The following is a 27,000-nucleotide window of genomic DNA, read 5'->3' on the forward strand; positions in this document are numbered from 1 at the left end:
AATATCCTCCCATAAAGATTAACAATATTTAATAACAGTAATTTTTATACTGTAATCATTAGATTCTTCTACATATCCAGGTTAAATGTCATCACTTTATTAAAATCTGAATTTGCTTCATCAGATTGAGTCCATTCACCATTTACATTTGTATATGTCAAATCAAACGTTTTCTCAGAATATTTTAAATTGGAATCATTTAATTTTTGGTCAATTAATTCCTTCATCCATTTCATCGTTTGCTGTTCTATTGCCTCTTCCGATTTCCCTTTCAACTGTTGTGCATTATCAGCCGCTTTTTTATTAACGAGTGTCTTTATTTCTGATAAATCAGGATACTTCATTGTTACATTTAAAACAACTTTTCCTTGAGTTTCAGTTGCATTATTTATTTTGTAGTTAATTTTTTTGTATGCTTCCTTAAATAAATTCATTGAATCAAGTTCATTTTTATCTGTTGTTATCGATGAATAATCACCCTTCTGTAAAATATCAATCACTTCTTTTAATGTGTTTTCTGCCGCTTCTTTTCCACTTCCTCCGGCTGTATTTGTTTGCGATGTTGTTATACTTGCCATATTCTGACTTTGTAAGATTGTCGAAACTGCTGATTTTTTTGCACTTTCCTTTTTTTTCTTGTTTTGTGCATTAATATAAAAAATTCCTGAACCTATAATAACGATAAATAATGCTGCTATACCTGATAAAATCATAATTTTCTTATTCGAGAATGATTTTATTTCTTCTTTTTCATTCACTTCATTTTTTTCCTTGACTTCTTCATGCTTTTCGTCTGTACTTCCTCCTATACTTCCAAACATTGTCTTTTCAAGTTCTTCTTTTTGTTTTTGAAGTTCCCGTATTTCTTTCTGACGTTTTAATTCTTGAATTTCTTTTTCTAATTCCTCTTTTGATTGTTCATTAAATTTTTTATTATCCATAATATATTCCTCCTAAAAATCATATCCATCTTTTACAGTAATTATTATACCATGATATCTTAAAATTTTCAAGTTATTTTAGCAGAATATTTTTTACTGTAATAATTATAATTGATTTAATTAGAAAAAATTAGATAATTGTATTCTACATTTGATAATTGAATAACATCACTCTATTAAATTGTGGATTGTCGCTTTCTAATTCCCAATTTCTATTTTGCTTTACATATACCATATCAAATGTTTCTTCTAAATACTTTAAATTGTTGTCATTTAATTTCTCATTTATTGCTTCTTTTAAAAATTTAATACTTTGTTTATCCACTTTATCATTTGATTTTCCAGCTAGCTATTGTGCTTCTTTTAATACTTTATTTTGGATTTTCAAAATTTTTTAAATAATTTATTTTAGAAAATATTATCTTCCCCATTTTTCAGGATTTTTACTCCATTCCAAAGCAATTTTTGCTTCTTCCTGTGTCAAATAATCCGTTTGAGCCAATAATTTTATTAAAACATCAAAATTTGAAAGTGAACTGAATTTACAATTGTATTTCGCATAATTTGCTTTTGCACTGTCAAATCCATAAGAAAAAATTGATTTTACTTCTAGTTCCTTCACTTCTTCCTTTTGAAGCACATCAACTGCAATAAGGCTGCTTTTACCTGTTGTAATCAAATCTTCAATTACAACGACTTTTTTCCCTTTAACCTCTGAACCTTCAATCTGTTTTCCTGCGCCATGATCTTTTGGTTTATTTCTCACATATGCAAGAGGTTTTTTCATTCTATCAGCAATAAATGCAGCCCAAGGTATTCCAGCAGTTGCAACTCCTACAATCACATCCACATTTTTGTCAATTCTTTCAACAAATGCTTCTACAATTATATCTCTCTCGTCTGAAAATCCTAATACATAACGATTATCGCAATAAATTGGACTCTTTATTCCAGATGCAAATGTAAAAGGCTCTCCTACATTGATTTTTACTGCCTTCACATCAAATAATGCCTTTGCCACTTTTTCTTCCAATGTTAAATTAGCCATTTTATCATTTCCTTTCAAATTTTGATTTTTTGTTTTATTTCTAAGACTATTTATCAGTTATTAATATATAGGTAAACTATTTACTCTGAAAATTTAATTTCTTTTCCTTTATGAATATCATTAATTTTCCCATTTTCATAAATAATTTTTCCATTTACAATTGTCATTGTGTTTTTTCCTTTTAATTTCCAGTTTTTATAAGGAGTCCAGCCACATTTTGACTCAATTGTGTCATCTACACCTACAATCCACTCTTTTTGTGTATCAACTACAATTATATCGGCAAAAAAACCTTCCTGTAGCTTTCCTCTTTTTTCAATTTTCATTATTTTTGCAGGATTTTCACACATTAACTTTTGTATTGTTTCAAGTGATATTTTCCCTTCGTTAGAGGCATTTATCATAAGTGCAAGTGAAGTTTCGACTCCTGGCATTCCAAATGTAATTTTTTCCAATTTTTCACTTATTAGATGTGGTGCGTGATCTGTTCCAATTGTATCAACTTCTCCTTGATTTATTGCCTCCCACAAAAATTCATTATCAGATTTTTCTCTTAATTCAGGTTTCATTCTTAGAAGCATTTTATTCCGCTCTGTACTTTCACGAATCTCAGTATTTAAAAATAAATGATGAGGGGTAACTTCAGCATAAATTGGATGTTCTTTTGTATTCAAATCATCATTTTTTTTGGCATTTATAACTTTTTTCAATTCATTTTCTGATGGGATATGACAGACATAAAGCCCTTTTCCACAATTTTTATTTAATTCTATTGCCTTGTCAATCATTTCATTCTCAGTGTGAACCAGTACCAATTCAGAATTTTCAAATACCTTTTTCAAGATTTTATCATCTTTGATAAGCATCTCTCCAGTCGTTACATTCATAAAAATTTTTACTGTATTAGCTTCGCCATTTCTCAAAACCTTTTTTATTTCCTCAATATTATCATTTTTACTTCCACCGAAATGGAATCCAAAATTTACAATTGACTTTTTACTCGCTAATTTTTTCTTTTCCAGCAAATTTTCCAACGTTGTGGTCGTAGGAATCGTGTTTGGCATATCATAAAAAGTCGTAATACCAGCTTTGGCACACGCACGTGAACCTGTTGTAAAATCCTCTTTGTACGTAATTCCCGGCTCTCTCATGTGTGTATGCACATCTATAACTCCTGGCATTACTAACTTTCCTTCAATATCAATAATTCGTGCATTTTCATTATTTTTAAATCTACTTTCATCAATATTTTCAGAAATTTTTTCAATAATTTCTCCATTTATCAAAATTTCAATTTTTTTTCCAAAAATATCTATTCCATTTTTTAGAATGATAATTTTATCATCTTCCATTTTTGCTCCTAAATTTTATAAAATAGACTCAAACTCCTTTAATTATACAATAAAATTAAACAAATTTATTTTTGAATATACTGAAGGAGCTTTACTAGAGTATCGAGTTTTTTATTTTCCTTCTAAACTTTTTAACATTCTTTCCATTCTTATAAGTTGAAGTCTCATTTTTTCATCTGCAGAAAGATCTTTTTCTGTATTTTTTCTACTTTTTTCTTCTGCTTTTTGTCGTTTTGTCTTAACAGGTTTTTTCTTTTTTTCTGTTCTTGCAGGTGCAGCTGATCTTATATCTTCTGCCTTTATTTCATTATTTTCTGGTGATGAAGTCAATGTTTCTGGAGTTGCACTTTCTACTTCCTCATAATTTTTTTGTACTTTAGAGACTTCTTCTACAGTAGATTTTTCAGTTTCTTCATTTTGAACTTGTTTTACTTCTATTTTCTTTGGTGTTTGAGCTTTTGTATTCTTAATTTCACTATATGCTGCCTGACTTGTTAAAAATACTCCTAATAATAGTAATAATGCTTTGTTTTTCATAATTTTTCTCCTTCTATATCATTTTATTTTTATAAGTTTACTTAATTATTTTACCATATCTTTACAATATTTGTAATTATTTTTGTAAAAATTTATAAAATTTATAATGCTTCTGAAATTTCCTCCAAAATTAATTTTGCACTTTCTGCTGGATTTACAGCCCTAGTTATTGGACGCCCGACTACAAGAAAATCTACCCCCTGTTTTATCGCATCTGCTGGCGTCATAATTCGTGTCTGGTCATCATTACTTTTCCCATCAGCATTTAATGTAAATTTAGGACGTACCCCAGGACAGACTGTTACGAATTTCTCTCCTAATTTTTCCTTTACACCCTTTGCCTCCTGTGGTGAACACACAATTCCATGCATTCCATTGTTTCTAGCAAGTGTTGCAAGATTCAAAACAATTTCCTCTAATTTCAAGTCATTTTTAAACATTTCAAAAATGTCATTTTCTCCCAAGTTTGTCAAAATTGTCACTCCAATTAAAAGGCTTTCTGATTTACTTTCCTTTACCAATTCAGCAACTTCCTTCATAGTTTTGCTTCCATTTGAACAATGAATATTAAACATAAATACATTTTTTTTAATAGCATTCGCACAAGCCATTTTTACAGTGTTTGTAATATCGTGAAATTTTAAATCCAAAAATACCTTTTTCCCCTTTTCGTGCAAATAATCTATTAATTTTCCATCTGTATTAAGATAACTCTCAAGTCCAACTTTATACATTGAAATATTATCTCCAAGCTTCTCTACAAGTCTTTTCGCATCTTCCATGTTATCATAATCTAGTGCAACAAATATTCTATCTTTTGCTCTCTCATCAATTCTAGCCATTCTAATCTTCCTTCCTTTTAACTTCCTTTATTTCAAACATTCCCATAAAAATTAGAATCAAAATTTCTAAAATAAATATTGAAATTGCAATAAAAACAGCTGTTTGATGTATATTCATAATTAATGCTGCCATTAAAATCTGAAAGACAAAAATAATTCCCCATGCTTTAAAATGAAGTGTTATTCTGTAGTTTTGATTATCTGATTCCACATTTATAACTTTTTTAGGAGTTTTTATTAAAAAATTATTGCATACTTGAAGTGTCTGTTCTCCATAGTCTACATCAATTTCTGTTTTTTCATTAAATTTTACTTCTACAATTTTTTCATCATTTATTTTTAATTTAAACCTATCTCCTGCACCATTAGAAGATATTTTTGATTCTATAATTATTTTAGGCATTGACCTTTCCTTTCTTTAATAAACTATTCTTAAATTATTGAATTTGTATTTCATCTTCCAAAATTACTTTTTCACAATAAAAACATTTATATTTCGATTTTTCTTCCAAATTATTTTTATCCAAATTTTCAGAATCTTCTTTTATACGAATAAATTTTGTTTCAATATTTTCGTGATTTGAAATACATTTTGGATTATCACATTTCATAAGTCCGATAACTTTATCCAATTTTTCTAATTTCGACTTTTCTACAACTTCATAATTGTCAATTATGTTTATTGTAACATTTGGAGCTAGCAGTGAAATATTGTTTAATTCCTTTTCTTCTAATATTTTTTCCTCAATCTTTATAATCCCTTTTCTCCCAAGTGAACTGCTTGGCATATTTGTTGCGACTGTGATTCTTTCGCTATATTCCTTTAATTTTAAAATTTCTACAATTGCAAAAACTTTTTCTGACGGGATGTGATCTATTACAATTCCATGTTTTATTGCTCGTATCAGTAATTCTCTTCTTTCAGACATAACCTTTTCCTTTCTTAGAATATAAATTTTCTATTTTAAAATAATAAATTTACAGAAAAAACTCCTTGTCTTTTTTTAAAACAGTCATCATCATTGCCTGCCTTACAGGAATCCCATTTTTAGCCTGTTTAAAATATAAAGCATATTTTGTGTTGTCTAAATTTGTATCAATTTCGTCTACTCTTGGCAAAGGATGCAAAATTATCATATCATCTTTACATTTTCCTTCGATATTTTCACGGTTTATAACATAAATACCCCTTACTTTCTCATAATCTTCAATATCTGGAAATCTTTCCTTCTGAATCCGAGTCATGTAAAAAACATCAATTTTATCAAGACAATCTCTAAAATCCTCTAAAATTTCATATTTTATCCCATTTTTTTTCAGATCTTCCAATAAATAATCAGGCATTTGCAAAATTTGTGGTGCTACAAAATAAATTATCGGTTTAAAATGCGTAAGTGCCTTTACTAATGAATGAACTGTCCTTCCATACTTCAAGTCTCCAACAAATGCAATTTGTAAATTTTCAAGTGTGCCTTTTTCCTCCAGAATTGTGTACAAATCAAGTAAAGTTTGACTAGGGTGCTGATTAGAGCCATCTCCTGCATTAATTACAGGTTTTCGTGATGTTTCTGAGGCAAGCCGAGCTGCTCCGTCAAACGGGTGTCTTACAACTATTACGTCTGAATACGCTTCCACCATTTTTATTGTATCTCTAAAGGATTCCCCTTTTTTTACAGACGACTGCTCCACAGGCGGTAATGATAAAACATTTGCTCCAAGCCCTATTGCAGCAGATTCAAACGACATTTTAGTACGTGTACTTGGCTCAAAAAACAAAGTAGAAATTATTTTCCCACGCAAAAACTTAAATTTTTCCTCTTCCGAACAGTCTTCAATCTTCCTTGCCAGCTCTAAAATATCAAGAATTTCCTTTTTCCCCATATCATTCATAGAAATAATATTTTTCACCACTATCTCTCCCTTGAATTCTTATTTTTTCCTAAATTTATGATAACAAATTTTAATACCATTTGCAAACTTTTCTTTGAATAATAATTTTTTTATATGCTTGGATAAAATTAAATAATCATAATTACTATATTTAATACTAAGCCCCCTTTTGAAAATAGGAATAAATTTTTATAATAGAGTTGTTTGATAATTAATTCATAATCATTCAACTAAATTGTTTTTTATTATTTTTTGGACATTTTATTAATAAATATTTTTTCATATTACTATGTTTTTTCTTTTTTATTTTCGTAGGATTGCTCATTGCCGCAAATCCTTATCTTGCAGTAAAGGTTTATCCTGATAATCAAAATATTTGGCAAGATTGCTACGCAATAACCTATGGCTAGTCTACAACATTTTTCTACACTGACAAAAAACTCGCTATGCTCAGACAGTTTTGCCAGCACAGAAAAATGCTCCGACGGATTAATTTATACTAGAATCTGTTTAAAAAGTGAAAATTATGTTTTAATCATTTGAAAATATTAAGTTTATATCCTTTAATTAGAAAAATTTGTAATAAATTCCTTATTTAAATGAGGTTTAGTATAACTTTAAAAACTTTGATACAAATAAAAATAGAGGGAAAAATTAAAACTCCCTCTTTATTTTCTATAAAAAAACTATTTTAATAACATCATCATTAATGGCAAAAAAGCTACTACTATTACTAATATTAACTCTTTATTTGTAAGTTTGAATTTTTTTAACAAAATATGCTTTAATACTAAAATTAAATAAAATATACTTATATATAAAAAAATGCCCATTTTTTTTAAAACAAAATATTTACTATATTCTTGTATGACACTATCTAAAGTTTTAAAAATAATAGTTATGAAATTTCTTTTTATATTATTTCTTTTTAATAGAAAAGAGTATAGCTTTTCTAAAATTTCACTTATTTTTTTATTATCATTATAATTTTATTCTCCTATTCAATAGTCGTATTTTTTCCATTTTACAAATCATTTTCAATTTGTTTTATAACTTTCGCAGGAACTCCACCCACAACACTATTATCAGGTACATCTTTTGTAACAACTGCCCCAGCCGCAATAACAACATTATTTCCTATCGTAACACCAGGCAAAATTGTGCAGTTGCCACCAATCCAAACATCATTTCCTATATTTACTGGCATTCCCTGTGCTTTTCTTTCCCGTCGTCCTTTTGGAGAAATCGGATGTCCCACTGTTGTTATTAATGTATTAGGCCCAATCATACAGTAATCTCCAATTCTAACTTCTGCAATATCCAGAATTGTAACATTGTAATTTGCTAAAAAATCTTCTCCCACATGAATATTTTTCCCATTATCACAGTTGAAAAATGGCTGCACAGAAGCATTATTTTTTACTGTTCCAAAAAGATCCTTTATAGCGGCAAGCTGTTTTTCATTATCCATCGGATCAATCGAATTGAGTATTTGACATTTTTTCAATGCATTTCCTTTTATACCTGCCACTTCTTTATCATAAAAATTATATTCTAGTCCCGCTTTTAATTTTTCCAGTTCTGTCATTTTCCCTCCTTTACTTTTTAAAAACTATTTTAAGTCCTTACTTCCCTCTTCCAGAATTTTTATCTGACAAAGTATTTCCTCATCCTTAACAGTTTTTTCTTTCCCATTTTTTATTGCCTCATACAAGTCATCATAAACTCTACCATAATCACCTTTTTCAGAAATTACTTTTTCCTCATGATAATTTCCTTTTTCATCATAATAAATTAGCGTTCCATAATGTTTTGGCAAATCTATTCCAAAATCTACATTGTCTGGCATATAAAATAACTTCAAATGTTCTTCTTGTCTATCCTCCGTTTCTTTTATAAAGCACCCTTTAGTTCCATATACGATAAATGAGGCTCTAGGTTTTATCCTAAAGTAGCTTCCTTTTACACTGACTTTTAAACTTTTTCCATTTTCCCTTTCGTAAAATAAGTCCATATCATAATAGTCATTCATCCGATTTGTCCCAAGAAGCTGCCTTACATCATAATGTACTTTATCAGGGTTACCGTATCGTGAAATTATCTGATCCAAGACATGCGTCCCATGCCCATATAAAAATGTATTTGCCAGTTTTCCATCATATTCCTTCACATTTTCAGGCACTTCTGCCCTGTAATAATCATAATTAGACTCAATTTCCAAAATCTCTCCTAATTTCCCGCTTTCAATCACTTTCATTGTAGTCAAGAAATCGCTGTCAAATCTTCTATTGTGATAAGGCTGCACAATTAGACCTTTTTCCTTAGCTAACCTAAATAACTCCTGTGCTTCTTCCAATGTTTCAACAAAAGGTTTTTCCACAAGACAGTTCTTACCATATTCCAGCACTTCTTTAGCGTATTTATAATGTAAGTCGGATCTTAGGCAGATAACAACCAAATCAATTTCAGAATCATTATACAGTTCTTCAATTTTATCAGTATAATGAATCCCGTCTATTCTCTTCCAAGTCTTATTTTCCAAATTATTTGTAACAATGGTCTTCACTTTTATTTTATCTTTTCTTTGCAGTAAAAATGGCAGATGGTATCTGTTTGCACTTTTTCCATTTCCAATAATTCCTATCGTCATCATAAAAATCACCCTTTCTAATCAGTATTATAAAAAACTAGAGTAAAAAATACGTAAAAAAGTGAATTAGCTGTATATAGCCTAATTCTCTACTCTCACTTCAAACCAAGATTTATTTTAAAGTACTATATAATATAGTCAAATAAAATATCACAAAATGATTTTTATTCTAAAAATTTCCCTTTTAAACAATTTATAATTCTTTAGTATCTTTTACAATTCCTTTCCATTACTTTCAATTACTTTTTTATACCAGTAAAATGAATCTTTTTTACTTCTTTCCAGCGTTCCGCTTCCATCGTTATTTTTATCCACATAAATAAATCCGTATCGTTTTTTCATTTCTCCAGTTGTAAAAGAAACCAAGTCAATACATCCCCAAGGAGTATATCCCAAAAGTTCCACACCATCAATTTCAATCGCTTTCTGCATTTCTTCAATGTGTCTTCTTAAATAATCAATTCTATAATCATCATGAACTTCGCCTTTTTCATCCTTCACATCAATTGCTCCAAAACCATTTTCTACAATAAATAAAGGTTTGTTGTATCTTTCGTACATTACGTTAAGAGCGTATCGAAGTCCAACAGGATCAATTGGCCAGCCCCAGTCAGATTCTTTTATGTATGGGTTTTTAACACTTCCAACTAATTTGTCCCCACTTTCCACATCTGATTTATCTGCCTTGTCAACTGACGACATATAATAGCTAAATCCAATATAATCAACTGTTCCTTCCTTCAGTTCAATCAGATCCTGCGGCTCAATATGAATATTAAATCCTTTTCTTTCCCACATTTTCTTAGTGTAGGCAGGATACTCCCCTCTTACATGAACATCAAGAAAATGCCATCTCTTATGCATTTCTTCTACAGATTTCATCATATCGTCAGGATTGCATGAATATGGATAGATTGGTACAAATGCAACCATACATCCAATTTCAAAATTAGGATTTATTTTCTTACCAGCTCTGACGGCTCTCGCACTTGCAACAAGCTCATTATGAACGACTTGATACATTGTTTCCTCACGGTTTTCGCCATCTTTGTAAGTAACTCCAGAACAAGTAAATGCAAATATATCAACATCAAGATTTGAAGCCTGATTATTAATTTCATTAAATGTCATCCAGTATTTTACTTTATTTTTATATCTTTCAAAAACGGTAATTGCAAACTTTTCAAAAAAATCAATTACTTTTCTGCTTCTAAATCCACCATAATTTTTTACAAGATTATACGGAATCTCAAAGTGTGACAATGTAATTACAGGCTCAATTCCATATTTTAATAATTCATCAAACAAATCATCATAAAATTGCAGTCCTGCCTCATTTGGCTGTTCATCATCTCCATTAGGAAAAATTCTGCTCCATCCGATAGAAGTTCTAAAACATTTAAATCCCATTTCTGCAAACAATGCCACATCTTCCTTATATCTATGATAAAAGTCTATTGCTTCATGATTTGGATAATTTTTTCCTTCTATTATTCCATCAGTAATTTCTCTAGGAACTCCGTGTGCTCCAGCAGTCATTACATCCGCTGTGCTTGGTCCTTTTCCACCTTGATTCCATCCACCTTCAAGCTGATGAGCAGCAACCGCTCCTCCCCACAGAAATCCTTCTGGAAATCCTTTATTTATCATTTTCACCCTCCTAAATTGTATTTGTAAGATAGCATTTTGTAAAAATTCATCAACTTTCATTAGTACATCATTTTTCAATTTTTACTGCTTTATCATTGCCTTCTAATTAATACTTTCCTATAAAAAAGCAAAAGTTATATTTAATTATTTTGGAATATTGGTTTTTATCCCTTGTAAAAAAAGTCTTTAATAACTTTCTTATTCAACGAAGTTTAATCTAAATCCCTTTATTATGAATACAGGACATTCACACATAAAATAATATTTTTATACGCAATTGTCCTGTTTAATATATTTCAAAATTCAGTTCAAAACTATTTTTGTTCCAATCTCTTGTACACTTCAATAAATTCCTTTGCCAGTTCCTTAAACAAAATTGCCGTCATCAAGTGATCCTGTGAATGTACCATAATTAATCCAACATCAATTTTTTCTCCTCCAGCTTCCCTTACAATCAAATCTGTCTGTAATTCATGTGCCTTCAGCATTTCCTCAGTAGATTGCTTCATAAATTCTTCCGCTTCATCAAACTTCCCTGCCTTCGCCGCATTCATAGCCTGATAAGCCAAACTTTTAGTTTCTCCTGCCTGTCCAATCAATGTCATTGCAATCATTTCAATATCCAATATTTCTTCAGCCATAGTAAATCCTCCTAAATAATTATTTTTTAGTTTTATCAAATTTTATATTAAAATTTCTTCTTAATTTTGTTATAACACACGTTTCCCTGTATGTCAATTTTTCATACTTTTAATTCATTTTTCGTCTATTTTTATTAATTTTATTATTAATTAAAGCATAAATCCGATATTCTATGAAAATAAACGATTTACAATTACATCTTTTTTCGTGTATAATATATATTGAAAATTTTAAAAAAATATAAATTTATAATAAAATATTTCACAAAATCTTTATTAAAGGAGAAAAATCATATTATGGATATTTATGCACCAATTAACAAACATTTTTTAGAAAATAAAAAAATAAAAATTTCATTTTCAAAAGTATTGAATAAAAAAGAAAAATATTTTTTAAAGTTTCTTTTTATGGAATATAAGTTGCTGGAAAAATTTGAGAAAGCGACTATTTTACAAGATGTTGATTTAAATGAAATATTAGATGTGCTTAAATTTTCTACATTTGAGCAATTGAAAAAATTTTTGGATAATTTACAAGTGAAAAAGCTGGAGTTCTCAATTTTTAGTAATGATAAAATTGTACTTTACGGACGATTTCCAATTTTGGTGTCTTACAATATTGTTTATTCCAAAATTGAATTTCAATTTGCAAGAGAAATTCAAAATGCTAGGAAAAATAATACTTTATTCTCACTTCTTAGATTTGATTTTCTGGTTTTTATGGGAGATGAGGCTACTTATAATTTTTATGCTTATTTAATTTCTGATAAAAATTATAATAATGATACTGTAATTACATTAGAAAGACTAAAAGAAATGTTTGATACTGGGGATAAATATGAGCGTTTTTTTGACTTTGAGAAACAGATCTTAAAAAAAGCAATTGAAACTATAAATCTTTTTTCTGACATTAAGGTTGTCTATGAAAAAATTAAGGTTGGAGAACATGTAAATAATAAAGTGGAAAAAATTCGTTTTAAGATAATTGATAACAGTAAATCTTCCGAAGAGAAAAACAGGGAACTTGTTCAGCATATAAACAGCATTATGGACTTGATAAAAAATGATATAAAAGATTTTCATGCCACTTATGAATTGATAAAAAAGTATATTTTGAAGAAAAATTACGATTACGTTTATACAAATGTTATTTTTACAAAAAAGCAATTTAAAAACAATATAGAAAAGCAGTTAAAAAAAGTTTTGCTGCTTGATTTGGGACAATCCTTAAAAAATAACTTAAAACATGAATCAGAGGTTTTGAACATAAAAAGAAAATACCGTACTCCTTTTTTCCTTCAGCTTGATATATCCAATCTCATGCGTCAGAATCATTTGGAAAATGAGCTTAGAATTCTAGTTGACGATGGATATTTTAACGAAATTCTTACTTTAAAAAATGAACAGATAATGGAACAGAGCTTTACTGACTTCAAAATCTATATAAAGTACTTCCAAAATTCTAAAAGCCAAATAAAAATCATAAAATTCCTATAAAAATTTTATTTTTTTTTGGAATAATCATTTAAAATAATAAACGAAAAAATATATATTTTTTTATCGTTTATTCTAGTTTTTATTTTATAAAAACTTATTTTTCCAATATTTAAAACAGATTATAGACGAAAAAATATTATTTTTTCATAAAATTTGACTTCTAAAAAATTGGTGGTATACTATGAATGTGAAAGAAAATAAAACAATAAAAATAAATTTAGAGAAGAAAGAAGAAAGGATGATTAAAAATGAAAAAAATTTTATTATGCTGTGCAGCAGGAATGTCTACTAGTCTATTAGTAAACAAAATGAAAGCTGAGGCTGAAAAAAGAGGAATTGAAGCTGAAATTTGGGCAGAACCTCTTGATAAGGCAAAAGAAGAATTTCCAAAAGCTGATGTTATTCTATTAGGACCACAAGTTAAATATGCTTTACCTGAAGCAAAAAAAATCGCTGAAGAAAACAACATTAATATAGATGTAATTAACATGGTTGACTATGGAATGATGAATGGGGCAAAAGTTCTGGATCAAGCGTTAAATTTAATTAAATAGCTCAATTTATACTATACTTTTGTTAGAGTTCAAATATCGGTAAAAATGATTTTAAACCATGGATACCGGTGTTTGTTTTTATAAAAGAAAATTTATTTTTCATATTGAAGATATTAAATTTTAGAATAATCATTTTTTAGGAGGAATTAATATGGCAAACATTATGGACAAATTTACACAATTTTTAGAAGAAAAATTAATGCCTGTAGCTGTAAAAGTGGCTAATCAGAGACATTTAGCGGCAATCAAAGATGGAATGGTTATTACATTGCCATTTATTATAGCAGGATCTGTATTTTTGATTTTAGGAAACTTGCCGATACCAGCATTAGCTAATTTTTATAAATATAATGCAGTTGGAGAAATTATCGCAAAATGGTTATCCTATCCTGTTGATGTAACATTTAATTTATTAGGCTTTATTGCGTGTATCGGTATCTCATATAAATTGGCTCAACATTATAAATTAGATGAAATTTCTAGTACAATCTTAGGAGTTTTAGCATTTTTACTGGTAACTCCTTTTCATAATGGTATCCCACTGCCTAGTATGGGAAGCGGAGGATTATTTGTAGCTATAATAATGTCACTTTTGGCAATAGAAATTGTAAACTTTATCGTGAAAAAGAACATTATTATTGAAATGCCTGATTCTGTGCCACCTGCAGTATCAAAATCATTTGCTGCATTAATTCCAGGATTTTTTGTTATTCTAATTTCATTAATAATAAGAATTTTATTTGAAGTTTCTCCATTTGGAAATATCCATAAGGTTGTTGAAATGGTATTAACTAAACCGCTTACAGCATTAGGAGGATCTTTCTTTGGAATGATGGGACTTTCTTTCATAACTAATTTACTATGGACTGCTGGAATACATGGTTCAAACCTAGTAACAGGAGGTATAGCAAGACCTGTACTGGATACATTAATGGATCAGAATAGAATTGCACTTAGTGCTGGAAAACCTCTTCCAAATATAGTTACAACTCAGTTCTTTGATATTTTTCATAATATGGGAGGTTCTGGAACAACTTTCTCTCTTGCTATTATGCTTCTTTTCCTTTCTAAGAGTAAACAGCTTAAAGAAATTGGTAAATTAGCAATTGGTCCTGCTTTTTTCAATATTAACGAACCCATTTTATTTGGACTTCCAATAGTTATGAACCCTATTTTAATCATTCCATTTATACTGGCTCCGTTAGTTACAGTAATGGTTACTTACCTAGCGATGTATTCAGGGTTAGTTGCAAAAGTAACTGGAGTTGCCTTGCCTTGGACAACGCCGCCTTTCATATCTGGTTTTCTCGCAACGAGCCATTGGACAGGAGCAGCCATACAAGTAGTAAACTTCTTCATAACAGCGGCTATTTACTATCCATTCTTTAAAATATGGGATGATAAAAAATTGCAGGAAGAAAACGGTACAGCAAGTACAAATTAATCATTAACAAAAGTTATGGTTAAATTAATAAAATATATTTTACAAAATACATTTTTTGTGGTATATTATTTGTAGATTAAAATAATAAATAAAAATTTTAAGGAGTGATTACAATGATTAAACAAACTTGGATTTGGTGGAAAAAATTAAATACAATTTAATATTTTTTTGCCAGCTATGTTGAAATTTATTGTAATTACTATTATTAAATATTGTGAAAAAAGCATTGGTGAAACAAAATCAATGCTTTTATTTTATACAATTCTCTTAGTCGGTAAAACGATTTAAGAGAATTTTTTTATAAATTTCAACTAACACTAAACCTCATTTAGAAAATAGAAATAAAATTCTATAACAATTAATTTTATAATCTTAATTAAAAAAAATTAAATCTTATTTTTAAGTATCCATATAAGGAATTTTTATTCAAATTATGAAAAACTGCTTATTATTAATAAATGTTTTTCATAATTCTATGTTTTTTCTTTTTATATAAGCAAGGGAAATCAATCACCATTTCCCTTGCATCCCTGGCTCGTCTAAGCATTTTTTTGAAATATTCCCAAATTTTATTTGGGAAAGTAGTCAAAACATTTATTATTTGGATAAATCTGGATTACTACGAAAACGAAACTCACTAACGCTCAAACAATCGTTTTCATTCCAAAAAAATCACGACATCTACATTAAGTTATAAAGATTATCATATTTAAGTTGTAGTTTTTACATTTTAAAAATACTAAATAAGCAAAATTTAATTAAAGAATATTTTAATAGTTGGATAGATTGTAAAATAGTATAAATAAAGAAAAATACAATAATATAGAAAGTGAGATATTTTATGTTAACAAACAAACCTACTTATTACTACTCTATTATAAGAAAAAAATTTAGCAATTCCTATTTTGCTGAAGATGAAAGGCAAGTTATTATTGGGATTGACTGTGAATATTTTGATTCTAATGAATACAGTTATGACTCGTTAAAAAAAATATACAATTCTTTTGTAAAACAGAAAAGACTTTCCCCTTTTGCAGGGCTTTTTGGGACATTTGCTTATGAGTCGATACATTTTTTTGAAAAAATTGGAAAAATTGAAAAAGAGCAGTTTAAATTTCCACAATTTATTTTTGCCAATGCAAAGGCATATTTACATTATTCAAAGACTAGTAAAGAATTTTCCTTTTATGGAGATAAAGAAAAATATTTTAATTTTTTAAATGATAAAATTTCTGAAAAATTTAATGATTCTGATTTATTTTATGATATAAAAACAGATTTTGAAGAGGAAAAATTACATTATTATGAAATTATTGAAGAAGCGAAGGAATATATTAAGTCTGGAGATATTTTTCAAGTTGTTCTAAGCGAGCAGTTAAAACTTACATCAAATATGGATTCTCTTGATTTTTATGAAAAATTGTCAAAGGCAAATCCAAGTCCGTATATGTACCATTTTCCTACGAAATATGGAGATATAGTTGGTTCTAGCCCTGAAATACTGGTTGATATTTCATCGGATAATATTTATATTGCTCCTATCGCTGGAACTCGCCCCAGAGGAAAAGATGCTAACGAAGACGCATTTTTAGCAAACGACTTATTAAATGATGAAAAAGAATGTGCTGAACATAGAATGCTTGTTGACTTGGCTAGAAATGATATTGGGAAATTTGCAGAAAGTGGCTCAGTTGTTGTAAAAAATCTTATGCATATTAAGAATTATGAACATGTAATGCACATTGTAACTGATGTTTACGGGAAAAAGCGAAAAGATGTGTCGATATTTGAAGTTATCGCTCAGGCTCTTCCAGCGGGAACGCTTTCTGGATCGCCAAAAATTCGTGCTATGCAAATTATTTCAGAACTCGAGACATTTAAAAGAAATGTTTATGCTGGCGGAATTGGATTCTTAAGATTTAATGGAGATGTTCAGCTTGCGATTATTATTCGTACTGCATTTTTTGAAAATAAAAATTACGACTTGAATAAAGTTGATGAGGTTCGGAATGTATTTATTCAGGCTGGAGCAGGAATTGTGTTTGATTCTGTAAAAGAAAAAGAATATGATGAAATTTGCCATAAAAGAGCTTCTGTGCTAAACATTTTTAAAAAATTCTGTAATGAAGAAAAAAATAAAAACAATGAAAATAAAAGTGGAAAGGATGTGAAATAAATGATTTTAACGATTGACAATTATGATTCGTTTGTATTTAATGTTGAGCAATATTTGAAGGAAATGACTGATGATGAAGTTATTACTGTTAGAAATGACGCAATTACAATTGATGATATAAAAAAAATGAATCCTAGCAAAATAATTTTTTCTCCAGGTCCAAAACATCCAAAGGACAGCGGAATTTGCCTAGAAATTTTAAATAATACTGATGAACTGGGGAATATTCCAATTTTAGGAATTTGTCTTGGACATCAGGCAATTGGAATGAATTTTGGTGGAGAAATAAAAAGGCTTGAAAATCCGTTGCATGGTAAAACTTCAGAAATTACAGTTTTATCCGAGAATTCTGTATTATTTAAAAACTTGCCAAAAAAATTTAAAGTTATGAGATATCATTCACTTTATGTTAACGATATTCCAGAAGATCTTGAAGTTACGGCAAAGTCTGAGGATGGGGTTGCGATGGCTGTGGAACATAAAAGTAAAAATATTTTTGGAATTCAGTTTCATCCAGAATCAATTTTTACTGAATATGGAAAAAATATGATACGAAACTTCTTGAATATTGAAGTTTCAAAAACTTTGCAAAATAATGAAAATTCTAAAAATACTAACGAGAAAGGAAACTTTATAGATATGAATAAATATTTAAAAAAATTACAGGAAAATATTGCATTGACAGATACTGATTTTCGTGAAATCTGTAAAATTATTGACAGTAAAAATTATGACATTGTACAGCTTGGAGCTTTGCTTGTACTAATTTCAGAAAAAAGCCTTTATCCTGAATCGCTTACAGCATTTGTAAAAAATATTCTGGAATACAGCACAACTTTTGAAGATGATTCTGATATGATTGATGTTTGCGGAACTGGCGGCGATGGATTCAAGACAATAAATATTTCAACAGCAGTTGCATTTATTCTGGGAGCAATGGGAGTAAATGTTGCAAAACATGGAAACCGTGCAATCTCAAGTAAAAGTGGAAGCAGTGATGTGCTTGACAAACTAGGAGTACCACTTGAAAACTCTCTTGCAAATCAAATTGAAAAACTGCACGTAAAAAATCTTGCTTTCTTTCATGCCCCGTTTTTCCACAAATTAGTTGGAGAAGTACGAGAAGTTAGAGGCCGTCTTGGAATCAGAACTGTCTTTAACATTTTAGGTCCACTGCTTCATCCAAACACAAAATTAAAATACCAATTGGTTGGACTTTACCACGAGCCTGTACACAGATTATACGCTGAAACATTACAATTACTCGGAAGAAAACATGCATTAGCTGTTCGTGGAAATGATGGGCTTGATGAAATAACAATTTGTGATGACACTAAAATTATTGAAGCAAAAGATGAACAAATTCTCGAATATACAATCTCTCCTGAAAGTTTTGGCTTTAAGCGGGCTTTCCATTCTGAAATTGAAGGCGGAACTCCAGAGGAAAATGCTGAAATTTTGATAAAAATCTTAAAAGGCGAAGAAAAATCAGCAAAATTTGATATTGTTGTATTAAATGTAATGTTCGCACTTTATACTGCGGATGTGGTGGATCACCCTGCAAAAGCAAAGGATATGGTTTTAGAAGCGATTGAGAGTGGGAAGGTTTATGAGTTTTATAAAGATTATGTGAAAATCACAAAATAATTTTTTGGATATAATTGATAAAATTACTAATTTGTATTTTTTTATAGATTATAACTGATAAAAATTTAAAAAATATCTTTTTTATTAGTTGTAAGTATGATAAAATATTTATAGAGGTGATTTTATGATAGAAAGAAAAATTTATTTTGAAAAAATTAAGCCCTTTATAGATAAAGATATTATTAAAGTTTTGACAGGAATAAGGAGAAGTGGTAAATCTGTAATGTTAAAATTGATTATGAAAGAATTGAAAAAAAACGGTGTTAACGAAAATCAATTTATTTATATCAATTTTGAAAATTTAAGAAATAGACATCTTTGTTATGCTGATACATTGAATGAATATATATTGGAAAAAGCAGAAAATATTCAAGAAAAATGCTATTTATTTTTGGATGAAATTCAGGAAGTAAAAGAGTGGGAAAAGTGTATAAATTCATTAAGAACAGAAGATAAGCAATTTGATATTTATATAACAGGTTCCAACGCTAAACTATTATCGGGAGAACTTGCAACTTACCTTGCAGGAAGATACGTTGAAGTTGAAATTTACCCTTTTTCTTTCAAAGAGTTTTGTTCAATATACCAAAATATAAATCAAAATATTTCAAAAGAAGAAATGTTTGAAAAGTATGTCAAACTAGGTGGAATGCCATTTTTACATAACTTGAATTATGATGCGGAATCAAGCATGCAATATTTAAAAGATATATATTCATCAATAATATTAAAAGATATTACTCAAAGAAATAATATAAGAAATACTGAATTATTAGAGCGAATCATCAATTACATCGTAATGAACATTGGGAATACATTTTCTGCAAATTCAATTTCAAAATATTTTAAAAGCGAAAATAGAAAAGTTGCAGTAGATACTGTGCTAAATTACATAAAAGCCTGTGAAAACGCATTTTTGATTCACAAAGTCCCTCGTTACGAAATACAAGGTAAAGAAGTTCTAAATGTGAGTGAAAAATATTATATTGCAGACCATGGAATAAGGGAAGCAATTTTAGAAACAAACGAAAGAGATATAAATCAAATTTTTGAAAATATTGTATACATGGAATTATTGCGAAAAGGCTATAACATAAAAATCGGAAAATTGAATAATTTAGAAATAGATTTTGCCTGTACAAAAACAAATAATGAGAAAATTTATATTCAGGTAGCATATTTACTTGCATCTGAAGACATTATAAAAAGAGAATTTTTACCATTTGAAAAAATTAATGATAATTATCCAAAATATGTAATTTCTATGGATAGATTTGATATGTCAAGAAATGGGATAAAACATTTGAATATTATTGATTTTTTATTGAAAGACTAAAAAAGTTAAAAATATTTATAAATTAAAATTTTTGGAAAGAATGGTGCGAATATGATAAAAACTTTATATAGGGAACATTGTTTAAGATATTTTGTAGTACCTGACATACTATTGCTTTTATTAGTTACAATTTTTTTCTACCCTATGTTAGAATTTTTATATTTTTTTGTTATTGGAAATATTCCTTTAATTTATATTTTGTTTAAAATAATAGTAATGTATTTAAGTTCAAAAAAATTAAAAGAAATAAACAAAGTTGAAGATGAAGAAAAAAGAAAAAAATCTAAAAATAAATTAAAATTAGTAATTTTTTTAGTAAATTTAATAATGTTTAGTATCTATGTCAGTTTAGTAAAAAATGAAATTTTCATACCAAATATTTAAAAAACAAAAGGAGAAATATGGATATTTTAGAAAAAATAAAAATAAAAAGAAATACACAGCTTGAAGAAGAATTAAAATCTTTTAAACAGCCGTCTTTAAAAAAGGCACTTAATCAAAAGGGAATTCAGATTATTGGGGAAATTAAAAGGGCTTCTCCATCAAAGGGAAAAATTGCAAAAGATGATTTTGATTTATTAAAACAGGCACAAAGTTATGTAGATAAAGGAGTTTCAGCTTTTTCGATATTGACAGAAAAGGAATATTTTAAAGGGGAGAATGATTTTATAAAAATTGTAAGAGAAAAATTTCCAGAAATGCCAATTTTGAGAAAAGATTTTATTTATACTCCGTTTCAAGTGGCTCATGCTAAATTTTTAGGAGCTTCAGCAATTTTACTGATTGTGAGAATGCTGGATGATAAGACGCTTTTGGAACTTCATAAGCTGGCACAGAATTTGGAAATGGATGTTCTGGTGGAAACTCATGATGAAGAGGAAATAAGAAGGGCTTTGAAAATTCCGAACTTGGAAATTTTGGGAATTAATAACCGAAATTTAAATACTTTTGAAGTTGATATTAAAACTACGGAAAAATTGATAAATGAAATTCCAAGCGATGTTTTTAACAATTTGACTATCGTAAGTGAAAGTGGATTTTTGTCAAAAGAAGATGTGAAGTATGCAGAAAAATTGAACGTGGATGGACTGCTAATTGGGGAGGCACTTATGAAAGGGCTTCTTTAGAATTTCATAAAATAAATATTCTGAAACAAGGAGCCAAAAATACTTGGGGAAATAAAAAACTTAGGTTGTTAAACTGGTCTTAGAAAAATAACTTTAAATTTATGGAAGGAAAAAAATTGGAGAAAAAAGAAAATAATGTGGCAACTGATAATTTCACAGAAAATACTGCTAAATTAAAGGTTTGTGGAATTAGGAGCATTACTGAAATTAATGAATTGAAAACTTTGGATATTGACTATTTCGGATGTATTTTTGCAGAAAGTCAAAGGCAAGTGGATAGCGAACTTGCGGCTAAAATTACACGGATTGCACACAGGCATGGGAAAAGAACTGTAGGTGTGTTTGTAAATGCGATGATTGAGAATGTTGTAAAAATTGTAGAAGAAACAGATGTTGATATTGTGCAGCTGCATGGAGATGAGTCAGTGGAATATTGCATGGAACTTACTCAAAAATTAGAAAAATTGTACGAAAAAAATTGTTTTGGAAAACGTAAAAATTTCCCTGCTAAAACAAAACTTTGGAAAGTTTTTGGCGTAACCGATGAACTTCCGAATATTACTGACTACAAGCCGTATATTGAATATCCCCTATTTGATGCAAAAGGAGTAAATCGTGGGGGAAATGGAATTGTCTTTGATTGGGATATTTTGAAAAAATTGGAGAAATATTCGTTTGTACTGGCTGGAGGGCTGTCGATTGAGAATATTCAAAAAGCGCTTGAGTACAAGCCTGCCATTTTGGATATAAACAGCAAAGTTGAAGTTAATAATAGAAAAAGTAAGGAATTAGTTGAAAATGTTGTAAATTTGGTAAAAAAGAAATAATAATTTTAAAAGATTGATATGAAAGGAAAAAAATATGGAAAATAAACATTTTAATGAAAAGGCATATTTTGGGCAATTTGGTGGACAATTTGTACCTGAAACTGCGATGTTTGCTCTATCGGAACTAGAATCCGAATATGAAAAGCTAAAAAATGACAAGGAATTTTTTGAAGAATTTGATAATTTGCTAAAAAATTATGTTGGACGTGAAACTCCGCTCTATTATGCCAAAAATTTGAGTGAATATTATAACCATGATATTTACCTGAAAAGAGAAGACTTGAACCATACTGGTGCTCATAAAATTAATAATGCGCTTGGGCAGGTTTTACTTGCTAAAAAAATGGGGAAGAAGAAAGTTATTGCTGAAACTGGGGCTGGACAGCATGGAGTTGCTACTGCTACTGCAGCCGCTCTATTAGGTTTGGAGTGTGACGTTTACATGGGGGCTGTTGACATTGAACGGCAAAAATTAAATGTTTTTAGAATGGAGCTTTTGGGTGCGAGAGTTATTTCTATTGAAGATGGGCTTAAAACCTTGAAGGAAGCGACAACTGCAGCTATTCAATCTTGGGTTGCAGAAATAGAAACTGTGTTTTATGTAATCGGATCTGTTGTAGGGCCTCATCCGTATCCAACTATCGTGCGTGATTTTCAGTCAATCATCGGTTACGAAGCAAAAGCACAGCTGGAGGAACTTGGAAAACATGCTGATCACGTGATTGCCTGTGTTGGTGGCGGAAGTAATGCTATTGGTATTTTTAGTGCATTTTTGGAAGACAGCTCAACAAAACTTTATGGAGTCGAAGCTGGAGGATACGGAATTGATACAGATATGCACGCTGCCACATTGACACTTGGAAAACCTGGAATTATTCATGGAATGAAAACTTATGTTCTTCAAAACAAATATGGACAAATAAGTCCAGTTCACTCAATTTCCGCTGGACTTGACTATCCAGGAGTAGGTCCCGAACATTCACATTTATTTGATACAAAAAGGGCAACTTACGCACCAATTACTGATGATGAGGCAATAAAGGCATTAATGCTTGTTACAAGAAAAGAAGGTATTATTCCAGCAATTGAGAGTTCCCATGCGTTAGCCTATCTTGAAAAATTATGTCCTGTACTTTCTAAAGACAAGAGAGAAACTATCATTGTAAATGTGTCTGGACGTGGAGATAAAGATATGCATACTGTTTTTTCCGTATTAAAAGACAAGGAAACTGATGGAAAAAACGGAATTTATGAGTTAAATGGAGGTTTAGAAAATGAGTGAAAAAAATTTAGATAAAAAAATTATTGATATTTTTAGGGAAAAAGAAAAAGTAAACATTGGTTATATTGTCGCAGGCTATCCAAGTGTTGATTTTACAAAACAATTTTTACAAAATTTGGATAATACAGCTCTTGATATGCTTGAAATCGGAATTCCCTACTCCGACCCTCTAGCCGATGGAAAATTAATTTCACACGCTTCATTTCTTGCTTCTGAAGCTGGAGTTACTACCGATACAGTCTTTGACTTATTAACAGAAGTAAAAAATGATATTTCAAAACCTTTAATTTTTTTAATTTACTACAACTTAATATTTGCTTATGGAATTGATGAATTTATCAAAAAATGCTGCGAAGCTAACATTAAAGGTATAATCATTCCAGACTTGCCTTATGAGGAAGCCTTTGAAATGTCGGAAAAACTAAGAGAAAACAATATCGCTCTTATCCCTCTTGTAAGCGTTACTTCTGGAAATAGAATGAGAAAAATCATCTCTCAAGGTGACGGCTTCATTTATGCAATCGGTTCTCTTGGAGTTACAGGTTCAAAACAAGTTGATTTACCACGCTTAGAATCTTTTATTAATGAAATTAGAGAAGTTTCAGACTTGCCAGTTTCATTAGGTTTTGGGATAAAAACTAATGACAATGTGAATACCATGAGAAAATATGCGGATGGGGTGATTGTGGGAACGAGTATTGTTGAGTTTACCCAGAAAAATGATGTGGATTATGTGATTCAGAAAATTAATGAACTGTTTAAATAGATATTTATACTAGACTTTATTCAAAAAATGAAAATTATATTTTAATTATTTGAAAATATTAGGTTTATATCCTTTATTAAAAAAGTTTGTAATAATTTCATTATTTAAATGGGGTTTAGTATTAGTAAAGATTGTTAAAAATGACTATCTTTTTTGTAATATTGACTAAATTAAAAAAATACCCCTAAATAATATCAAATATCTAGGGGTAATTTTTTTTTAATTATGACAATCTATTCCTAAAGTCCTCATATCCGAACTTTCTAATAACCTCAACTCCACCTTTTTCTGTATAAACTGCAATCACAGGTAAATTTATCCCGTTGAAAGTATTCGTCTTTACCATGCTGTAATGTGCCATATCAGTAAAAATAAGTTTATCTCCTACTTTTACAGGTTCATCAAAGGAATAATCTCCAATTACATCTCCAGCAAGGCAAGTAGGCCCTCCCAATCTATAAGTGTATTTCTTATCATTTGGCATTCCTGAACCGAAAATAAATGGACGGTATGGCATTTCGATTACATCGGGCATATGACATGAAGCTGAAGTATCCATTAATAAAATATCCATCTCATTTTTTGTAATATCTAAAACTTCTGAAACTAAAAAGCCTGTATTCAAAGCAACAGCTTCTCCTGGCTCCAGATACACTTCTACATCATATTTTTCTTTTATGTAATTTATACATTTTACAAGTTTTTCAATATCATAATCTTCTCTTGTAATATGATGTCCCCCACCAAAATTAAGCCATTTCATATTATACAAATATTTTCCAAATTTCTCTTCAAAAATTCTTAATACATTTTCAAGGGCATCAGAATTTTGTTCACAAAGTGCGTGAAAATGAAATCCATCCAAACCTTCAAGCTCATTTTCCTTAAAATTTTCAAGTGTTACTCCAAATCTTGAAAATCTTCCTGCTGGATTATAAATCTCAGTTTCAACTTCTGAAAATTCTGGATTTAATCGAAGTCCACAGCTAATTTTTTTACCATTTTTTTCTTCAAATTCCTTTACTCTACTTTTAAATTTTTTCCATTGATTGAAAGAATTAAAAACAATATGATTTGTTATTTCCATTATTTCATCAAACTCATCTTCCCTGTAAGACGGATTAAAAATATGAGTTTCCAATTTTTTGTTGGGATTTTTCAGTTCCATTTCCTCATACCCAAGTCTTGCTTCAAATAGTGAGCTTGCAGTAGTTCCATTTAAGTATTCGCTAATTAACGGATAAAAATAAAACATTGAAAATCCCTTTTGTGCAAGCAATATTTTACATCCTGTTCTATCAATTACACTTTTTAATGTTTCAAGATTTCTTTTTAGCAGCCTTTCATCAACTATAAAGGCTGGTGTTGGCAAATTTGTTATATCCATATCAAGATACTTATTTTTTGACATTTTTTATCATCTCCTTTTATACTCTACACTTTTTATTAATATGTAATTCAAATATATCTAAAATTTATTCCTTATTATATCACACTTTTCTTAAAATCTAAAAAAAAGATTATCCTAAATTTAATTTTTTAAGATAATCAATTTTTATTTTATCAAATTGTTAATTCTAATCTGTTCGCAGTGCTTCCATTGGCTCCAATGCGGCAGCTTTTTTCGCTGGATAAACACCAAAAACTAATCCTATCATTGTCGAAACAAATATACACACAAACACTATAACTGGACTTAATATTGGTGATGTCTGTATAAACATGCCAACTAAAAGTGCTAATGAATATCCAATTACAACTCCAATTATACCACCAAAGAATGTCAAAATGACAGCTTCTATCAAAAATTGTATAAGAATGTGTATTGTTTTTGCTCCAATAGCCTTTCTTAATCCAACTTCCCTTATTCTCTCAGTAACACTTACAAGCATTATATTCATAACTCCGATTCCACCAACAAATAACGAAATTGCAGCAACTCCACTTATGAAAAGTGAAAGCATGTTAAGAATGTTATTAAATTCATCTAAACCTTGACTTGTTGAATTTACATTGTAAATATTAGACTCACTTCCTCTTGTTTTTAATAAATCTTTTACCACTTCCATTAATCTGTTCATTTCATTGGCATCTCTTGCTTTTGCCTGTAATGCAGTAAACTTGTCTTGCTCGTTCCCTTCCAAATAATTTAGGTAATTATTAGGTAAAAGTCCTGTAGCAGGCATTCCATCACCACCGCCTAAGCTGGCATACGGATTTTTAAATACTCCGACAATCGTTACAATTTGGCTGTTTTTTCTAAAGTTTAAGACTATTTTCTTTCCTATCGGATTTTCCCCTGGATACATCTGATCTGCCGTTGTGTTGTCAATCATTATATATTTCCCATCTTTTCTATATTCACTTGGCAAAAATTTTCTTCCCTTTATTACCGTATAATTTGACATTTTAAAATAATCTTCTGTCACTCCCGTTCCCGAAAACATTTTATCTGAACCATCGCTCATTGATATTCTGGCAAATGTGTTCGAAGTTGGAGTAACTGCTTCAATACCGTCTATACTCTTTATTTTTTCAATATCTTTTTTTGTAAGTAAATCATGCGATTTATAAGTCTGTCCTGGAGAAGTGTCAATTGATATTTGAAAATTTGATACTCCTAGCTTATTCAAATCTCCAGTAATATTTTCCTTGACTCCTGCTCCTAATGAAGACATCATTATAACTGAAGATATCCCTATTATTATTCCAAGCATTGTCAAGAAGGAACGTACCTTATAGCTAAATAAATTTGATACTGACAATTTTAGCAATTCCATAAAATCCATTTAC

The 27,000-nt window shown here is 29.4% G+C and carries 26 protein-coding genes; 10 read left to right on the forward strand and 16 right to left on the reverse strand.

Annotation, left to right across the window (positions count from 1 at the left end):
* Nucleotides 1-68 precede the first annotated feature (68 nt).
* The 14 genes from AB8B23_RS07365 to AB8B23_RS07430 form a co-directional block, all read right to left on the reverse strand.
* A complete protein-coding gene (locus tag AB8B23_RS07365; protein WP_369712207.1) occupies nt 69-941 on the reverse strand; it encodes a hypothetical protein in 873 nt (290 codons plus the stop codon).
* Nucleotides 942-1,086: 145 nt separating this feature from the next.
* A complete protein-coding gene (locus AB8B23_RS07370) occupies nt 1,087-1,266 on the reverse strand; it encodes a hypothetical protein (protein WP_369712208.1) in 180 nt (59 codons plus the stop codon).
* A 93-nt stretch (nt 1,267-1,359) separates the two neighbouring features.
* Nucleotides 1,360-1,989, reverse strand: a complete 630-nt coding sequence (gene pyrE, locus AB8B23_RS07375; protein WP_369712209.1) for an orotate phosphoribosyltransferase — start codon at nt 1,987-1,989, stop codon at nt 1,360-1,362.
* Nucleotides 1,990-2,069: 80 nt separating this feature from the next.
* On the reverse strand, nt 2,070-3,341 hold the full coding sequence (locus tag AB8B23_RS07380; protein WP_369712210.1) for a dihydroorotase: 1,272 nt from the start codon (nt 3,339-3,341) through the stop codon (nt 2,070-2,072).
* Nucleotides 3,342-3,452: 111 nt separating this feature from the next.
* Nucleotides 3,453-3,878 carry a hypothetical protein gene (locus tag AB8B23_RS07385; protein WP_021743858.1) on the reverse strand — a complete coding sequence of 142 codons (426 nt, stop codon included), beginning with the start codon at nt 3,876-3,878 and terminating at the stop codon, nt 3,453-3,455.
* 101 nt (nt 3,879-3,979) lie between these two features.
* A complete protein-coding gene (gene pyrF, locus AB8B23_RS07390; RefSeq protein ID WP_369712211.1) occupies nt 3,980-4,720 on the reverse strand; it encodes an orotidine-5'-phosphate decarboxylase in 741 nt (246 codons plus the stop codon).
* Nucleotide 4,721: 1 nt separating this feature from the next.
* The gene (locus AB8B23_RS07395; protein WP_369712212.1) at nt 4,722-5,123 is read right to left on the reverse strand and encodes a hypothetical protein; all 402 of its coding nucleotides are present in this window, start codon (nt 5,121-5,123) and stop codon (nt 4,722-4,724) included.
* Nucleotides 5,124-5,157: 34 nt separating this feature from the next.
* A complete protein-coding gene (pyrI, locus tag AB8B23_RS07400; protein ID WP_369712213.1) occupies nt 5,158-5,649 on the reverse strand; it encodes an aspartate carbamoyltransferase regulatory subunit in 492 nt (163 codons plus the stop codon).
* Between the two features lie 49 nt (nt 5,650-5,698).
* Nucleotides 5,699-6,628, reverse strand: coding sequence for an aspartate carbamoyltransferase (gene pyrB, locus AB8B23_RS07405; RefSeq protein WP_369712214.1), 930 nt, complete (start codon nt 6,626-6,628; stop codon nt 5,699-5,701).
* Between the two features lie 269 nt (nt 6,629-6,897).
* Nucleotides 6,898-7,080, reverse strand: coding sequence for a hypothetical protein (locus tag AB8B23_RS07410; protein WP_369712215.1), 183 nt, complete (start codon nt 7,078-7,080; stop codon nt 6,898-6,900).
* 554 nt (nt 7,081-7,634) lie between these two features.
* Nucleotides 7,635-8,198 carry a sugar O-acetyltransferase gene (locus AB8B23_RS07415; protein WP_369712216.1) on the reverse strand — a complete coding sequence of 188 codons (564 nt, stop codon included), beginning with the start codon at nt 8,196-8,198 and terminating at the stop codon, nt 7,635-7,637.
* Between the two features lie 24 nt (nt 8,199-8,222).
* On the reverse strand, nt 8,223-9,263 hold the full coding sequence (locus AB8B23_RS07420; protein ID WP_369712217.1) for a Gfo/Idh/MocA family oxidoreductase: 1,041 nt from the start codon (nt 9,261-9,263) through the stop codon (nt 8,223-8,225).
* 210 nt (nt 9,264-9,473) lie between these two features.
* Nucleotides 9,474-10,910, reverse strand: coding sequence for a 6-phospho-beta-glucosidase (locus AB8B23_RS07425; RefSeq protein ID WP_369712218.1), 1,437 nt, complete (start codon nt 10,908-10,910; stop codon nt 9,474-9,476).
* A 314-nt stretch (nt 10,911-11,224) separates the two neighbouring features.
* On the reverse strand, nt 11,225-11,551 hold the full coding sequence (locus tag AB8B23_RS07430; RefSeq protein WP_026746104.1) for a PTS lactose/cellobiose transporter subunit IIA: 327 nt from the start codon (nt 11,549-11,551) through the stop codon (nt 11,225-11,227).
* Between the two features lie 297 nt (nt 11,552-11,848).
* On the opposite strand from AB8B23_RS07430, the gene AB8B23_RS07435 reads away from it, so the two are divergent.
* From AB8B23_RS07435 to trpA, 10 genes are all read left to right on the forward strand, one after another.
* The gene (locus AB8B23_RS07435) at nt 11,849-13,048 is read left to right on the forward strand and encodes a replication initiation protein (RefSeq protein WP_369712219.1); all 1,200 of its coding nucleotides are present in this window, start codon (nt 11,849-11,851) and stop codon (nt 13,046-13,048) included.
* A gap of 248 nt (nt 13,049-13,296) precedes the next feature.
* On the forward strand, nt 13,297-13,602 hold the full coding sequence (locus AB8B23_RS07440) for a PTS sugar transporter subunit IIB (RefSeq protein WP_021743867.1): 306 nt from the start codon (nt 13,297-13,299) through the stop codon (nt 13,600-13,602).
* 151 nt (nt 13,603-13,753) lie between these two features.
* The gene (gene celB / locus AB8B23_RS07445) at nt 13,754-15,046 is read left to right on the forward strand and encodes a PTS cellobiose transporter subunit IIC (protein ID WP_369712220.1); all 1,293 of its coding nucleotides are present in this window, start codon (nt 13,754-13,756) and stop codon (nt 15,044-15,046) included.
* An 841-nt stretch (nt 15,047-15,887) separates the two neighbouring features.
* Nucleotides 15,888-17,222, forward strand: coding sequence for an anthranilate synthase component I family protein (locus AB8B23_RS07450; RefSeq protein ID WP_369712221.1), 1,335 nt, complete (start codon nt 15,888-15,890; stop codon nt 17,220-17,222).
* Nucleotides 17,223-18,869: an anthranilate phosphoribosyltransferase gene (gene trpD, locus AB8B23_RS07455; protein ID WP_369712222.1), complete on the forward strand. Its 1,647-nt coding sequence runs from the start codon at nt 17,223-17,225 to the stop codon at nt 18,867-18,869.
* Between the two features lie 124 nt (nt 18,870-18,993).
* Nucleotides 18,994-20,205, forward strand: coding sequence for an ATP-binding protein (locus tag AB8B23_RS07460; RefSeq protein ID WP_369712223.1), 1,212 nt, complete (start codon nt 18,994-18,996; stop codon nt 20,203-20,205).
* Nucleotides 20,206-20,606: 401 nt separating this feature from the next.
* Nucleotides 20,607-21,332 (forward strand): indole-3-glycerol phosphate synthase TrpC, encoded by a 726-nt coding sequence (gene trpC, locus AB8B23_RS07465; RefSeq protein ID WP_369712224.1) that lies wholly within the window; start codon nt 20,607-20,609, stop codon nt 21,330-21,332.
* Nucleotides 21,333-21,448: 116 nt separating this feature from the next.
* Nucleotides 21,449-22,159, forward strand: a complete 711-nt coding sequence (locus AB8B23_RS07470) for a phosphoribosylanthranilate isomerase (RefSeq protein ID WP_369712225.1) — start codon at nt 21,449-21,451, stop codon at nt 22,157-22,159.
* 34 nt (nt 22,160-22,193) lie between these two features.
* Complete coding sequence (trpB, locus tag AB8B23_RS07475; protein WP_369712226.1) at nt 22,194-23,441, forward strand: tryptophan synthase subunit beta; 1,248 nt, start codon at nt 22,194-22,196, stop codon at nt 23,439-23,441.
* Nucleotides 23,434-24,207, forward strand: coding sequence for a tryptophan synthase subunit alpha (trpA, locus tag AB8B23_RS07480; protein ID WP_369712227.1), 774 nt, complete (start codon nt 23,434-23,436; stop codon nt 24,205-24,207). Before trpB ends, trpA begins: the two co-directional genes overlap by 8 nt.
* Nucleotides 24,208-24,430: 223 nt before the next feature.
* Here trpA and nspC read toward each other — a convergent pair whose 3' ends face one another.
* Together nspC and AB8B23_RS07490 are read right to left on the reverse strand one after the other, a co-directional pair.
* Nucleotides 24,431-25,618 carry a carboxynorspermidine decarboxylase gene (gene nspC, locus AB8B23_RS07485; protein WP_369712228.1) on the reverse strand — a complete coding sequence of 396 codons (1,188 nt, stop codon included), beginning with the start codon at nt 25,616-25,618 and terminating at the stop codon, nt 24,431-24,433.
* A 166-nt stretch (nt 25,619-25,784) separates the two neighbouring features.
* The gene (locus AB8B23_RS07490) at nt 25,785-26,996 is read right to left on the reverse strand and encodes an ABC transporter permease (RefSeq protein ID WP_369712229.1); all 1,212 of its coding nucleotides are present in this window, start codon (nt 26,994-26,996) and stop codon (nt 25,785-25,787) included.
* Nucleotides 26,997-27,000: the final 4 nt, after the last annotated feature.

This window comes from Leptotrichia sp. HSP-342, assembly GCF_041199995.1.
GTDB lineage: Bacteria > Fusobacteriota > Fusobacteriia > Fusobacteriales > Leptotrichiaceae > Leptotrichia > Leptotrichia mesophila.

Excerpts from the sequence above, each read along its gene's own strand:
- celB (WP_369712220.1), top strand. The coding sequence starts at position 13,754 with ATGGCAAACATTATGGACAAATTTACACAATTTTTAGAAGAAAAATTA.
- AB8B23_RS07380 (WP_369712210.1), bottom strand. The coding sequence starts at position 3,341 with ATGGAAGATGATAAAATTATCATTCTAAAAAATGGAATAGATATTTTT.
- trpD (WP_369712222.1), top strand. The coding sequence starts at position 17,223 with ATGATTTTAACGATTGACAATTATGATTCGTTTGTATTTAATGTTGAG.
- pyrF (WP_369712211.1), bottom strand. The coding sequence starts at position 4,720 with ATGGCTAGAATTGATGAGAGAGCAAAAGATAGAATATTTGTTGCACTA.
- AB8B23_RS07385 (WP_021743858.1), bottom strand. The coding sequence starts at position 3,878 with ATGAAAAACAAAGCATTATTACTATTATTAGGAGTATTTTTAACAAGT.
- AB8B23_RS07460 (WP_369712223.1), top strand. The coding sequence starts at position 18,994 with ATGATAGAAAGAAAAATTTATTTTGAAAAAATTAAGCCCTTTATAGAT.
- AB8B23_RS07395 (WP_369712212.1), bottom strand. The coding sequence starts at position 5,123 with ATGCCTAAAATAATTATAGAATCAAAAATATCTTCTAATGGTGCAGGA.
- AB8B23_RS07430 (WP_026746104.1), bottom strand. The coding sequence starts at position 11,551 with ATGGCTGAAGAAATATTGGATATTGAAATGATTGCAATGACATTGATT.
- pyrE (WP_369712209.1), bottom strand. The coding sequence starts at position 1,989 with ATGGCTAATTTAACATTGGAAGAAAAAGTGGCAAAGGCATTATTTGAT.
- AB8B23_RS07365 (WP_369712207.1), bottom strand. The coding sequence starts at position 941 with ATGGATAATAAAAAATTTAATGAACAATCAAAAGAGGAATTAGAAAAA.
- AB8B23_RS07490 (WP_369712229.1), bottom strand. The coding sequence starts at position 26,996 with ATGGATTTTATGGAATTGCTAAAATTGTCAGTATCAAATTTATTTAGC.
- AB8B23_RS07440 (WP_021743867.1), top strand. The coding sequence starts at position 13,297 with ATGAAAAAAATTTTATTATGCTGTGCAGCAGGAATGTCTACTAGTCTA.
- nspC (WP_369712228.1), bottom strand. The coding sequence starts at position 25,618 with ATGTCAAAAAATAAGTATCTTGATATGGATATAACAAATTTGCCAACA.
- AB8B23_RS07435 (WP_369712219.1), top strand. The coding sequence starts at position 11,849 with ATGGATATTTATGCACCAATTAACAAACATTTTTTAGAAAATAAAAAA.
- trpB (WP_369712226.1), top strand. The coding sequence starts at position 22,194 with ATGGAAAATAAACATTTTAATGAAAAGGCATATTTTGGGCAATTTGGT.
- AB8B23_RS07450 (WP_369712221.1), top strand. The coding sequence starts at position 15,888 with ATGTTAACAAACAAACCTACTTATTACTACTCTATTATAAGAAAAAAA.
- trpA (WP_369712227.1), top strand. The coding sequence starts at position 23,434 with ATGAGTGAAAAAAATTTAGATAAAAAAATTATTGATATTTTTAGGGAA.
- AB8B23_RS07415 (WP_369712216.1), bottom strand. The coding sequence starts at position 8,198 with ATGACAGAACTGGAAAAATTAAAAGCGGGACTAGAATATAATTTTTAT.
- trpC (WP_369712224.1), top strand. The coding sequence starts at position 20,607 with ATGGATATTTTAGAAAAAATAAAAATAAAAAGAAATACACAGCTTGAA.
- AB8B23_RS07420 (WP_369712217.1), bottom strand. The coding sequence starts at position 9,263 with ATGATGACGATAGGAATTATTGGAAATGGAAAAAGTGCAAACAGATAC.
- AB8B23_RS07425 (WP_369712218.1), bottom strand. The coding sequence starts at position 10,910 with ATGATAAATAAAGGATTTCCAGAAGGATTTCTGTGGGGAGGAGCGGTT.
- pyrI (WP_369712213.1), bottom strand. The coding sequence starts at position 5,649 with ATGTCTGAAAGAAGAGAATTACTGATACGAGCAATAAAACATGGAATT.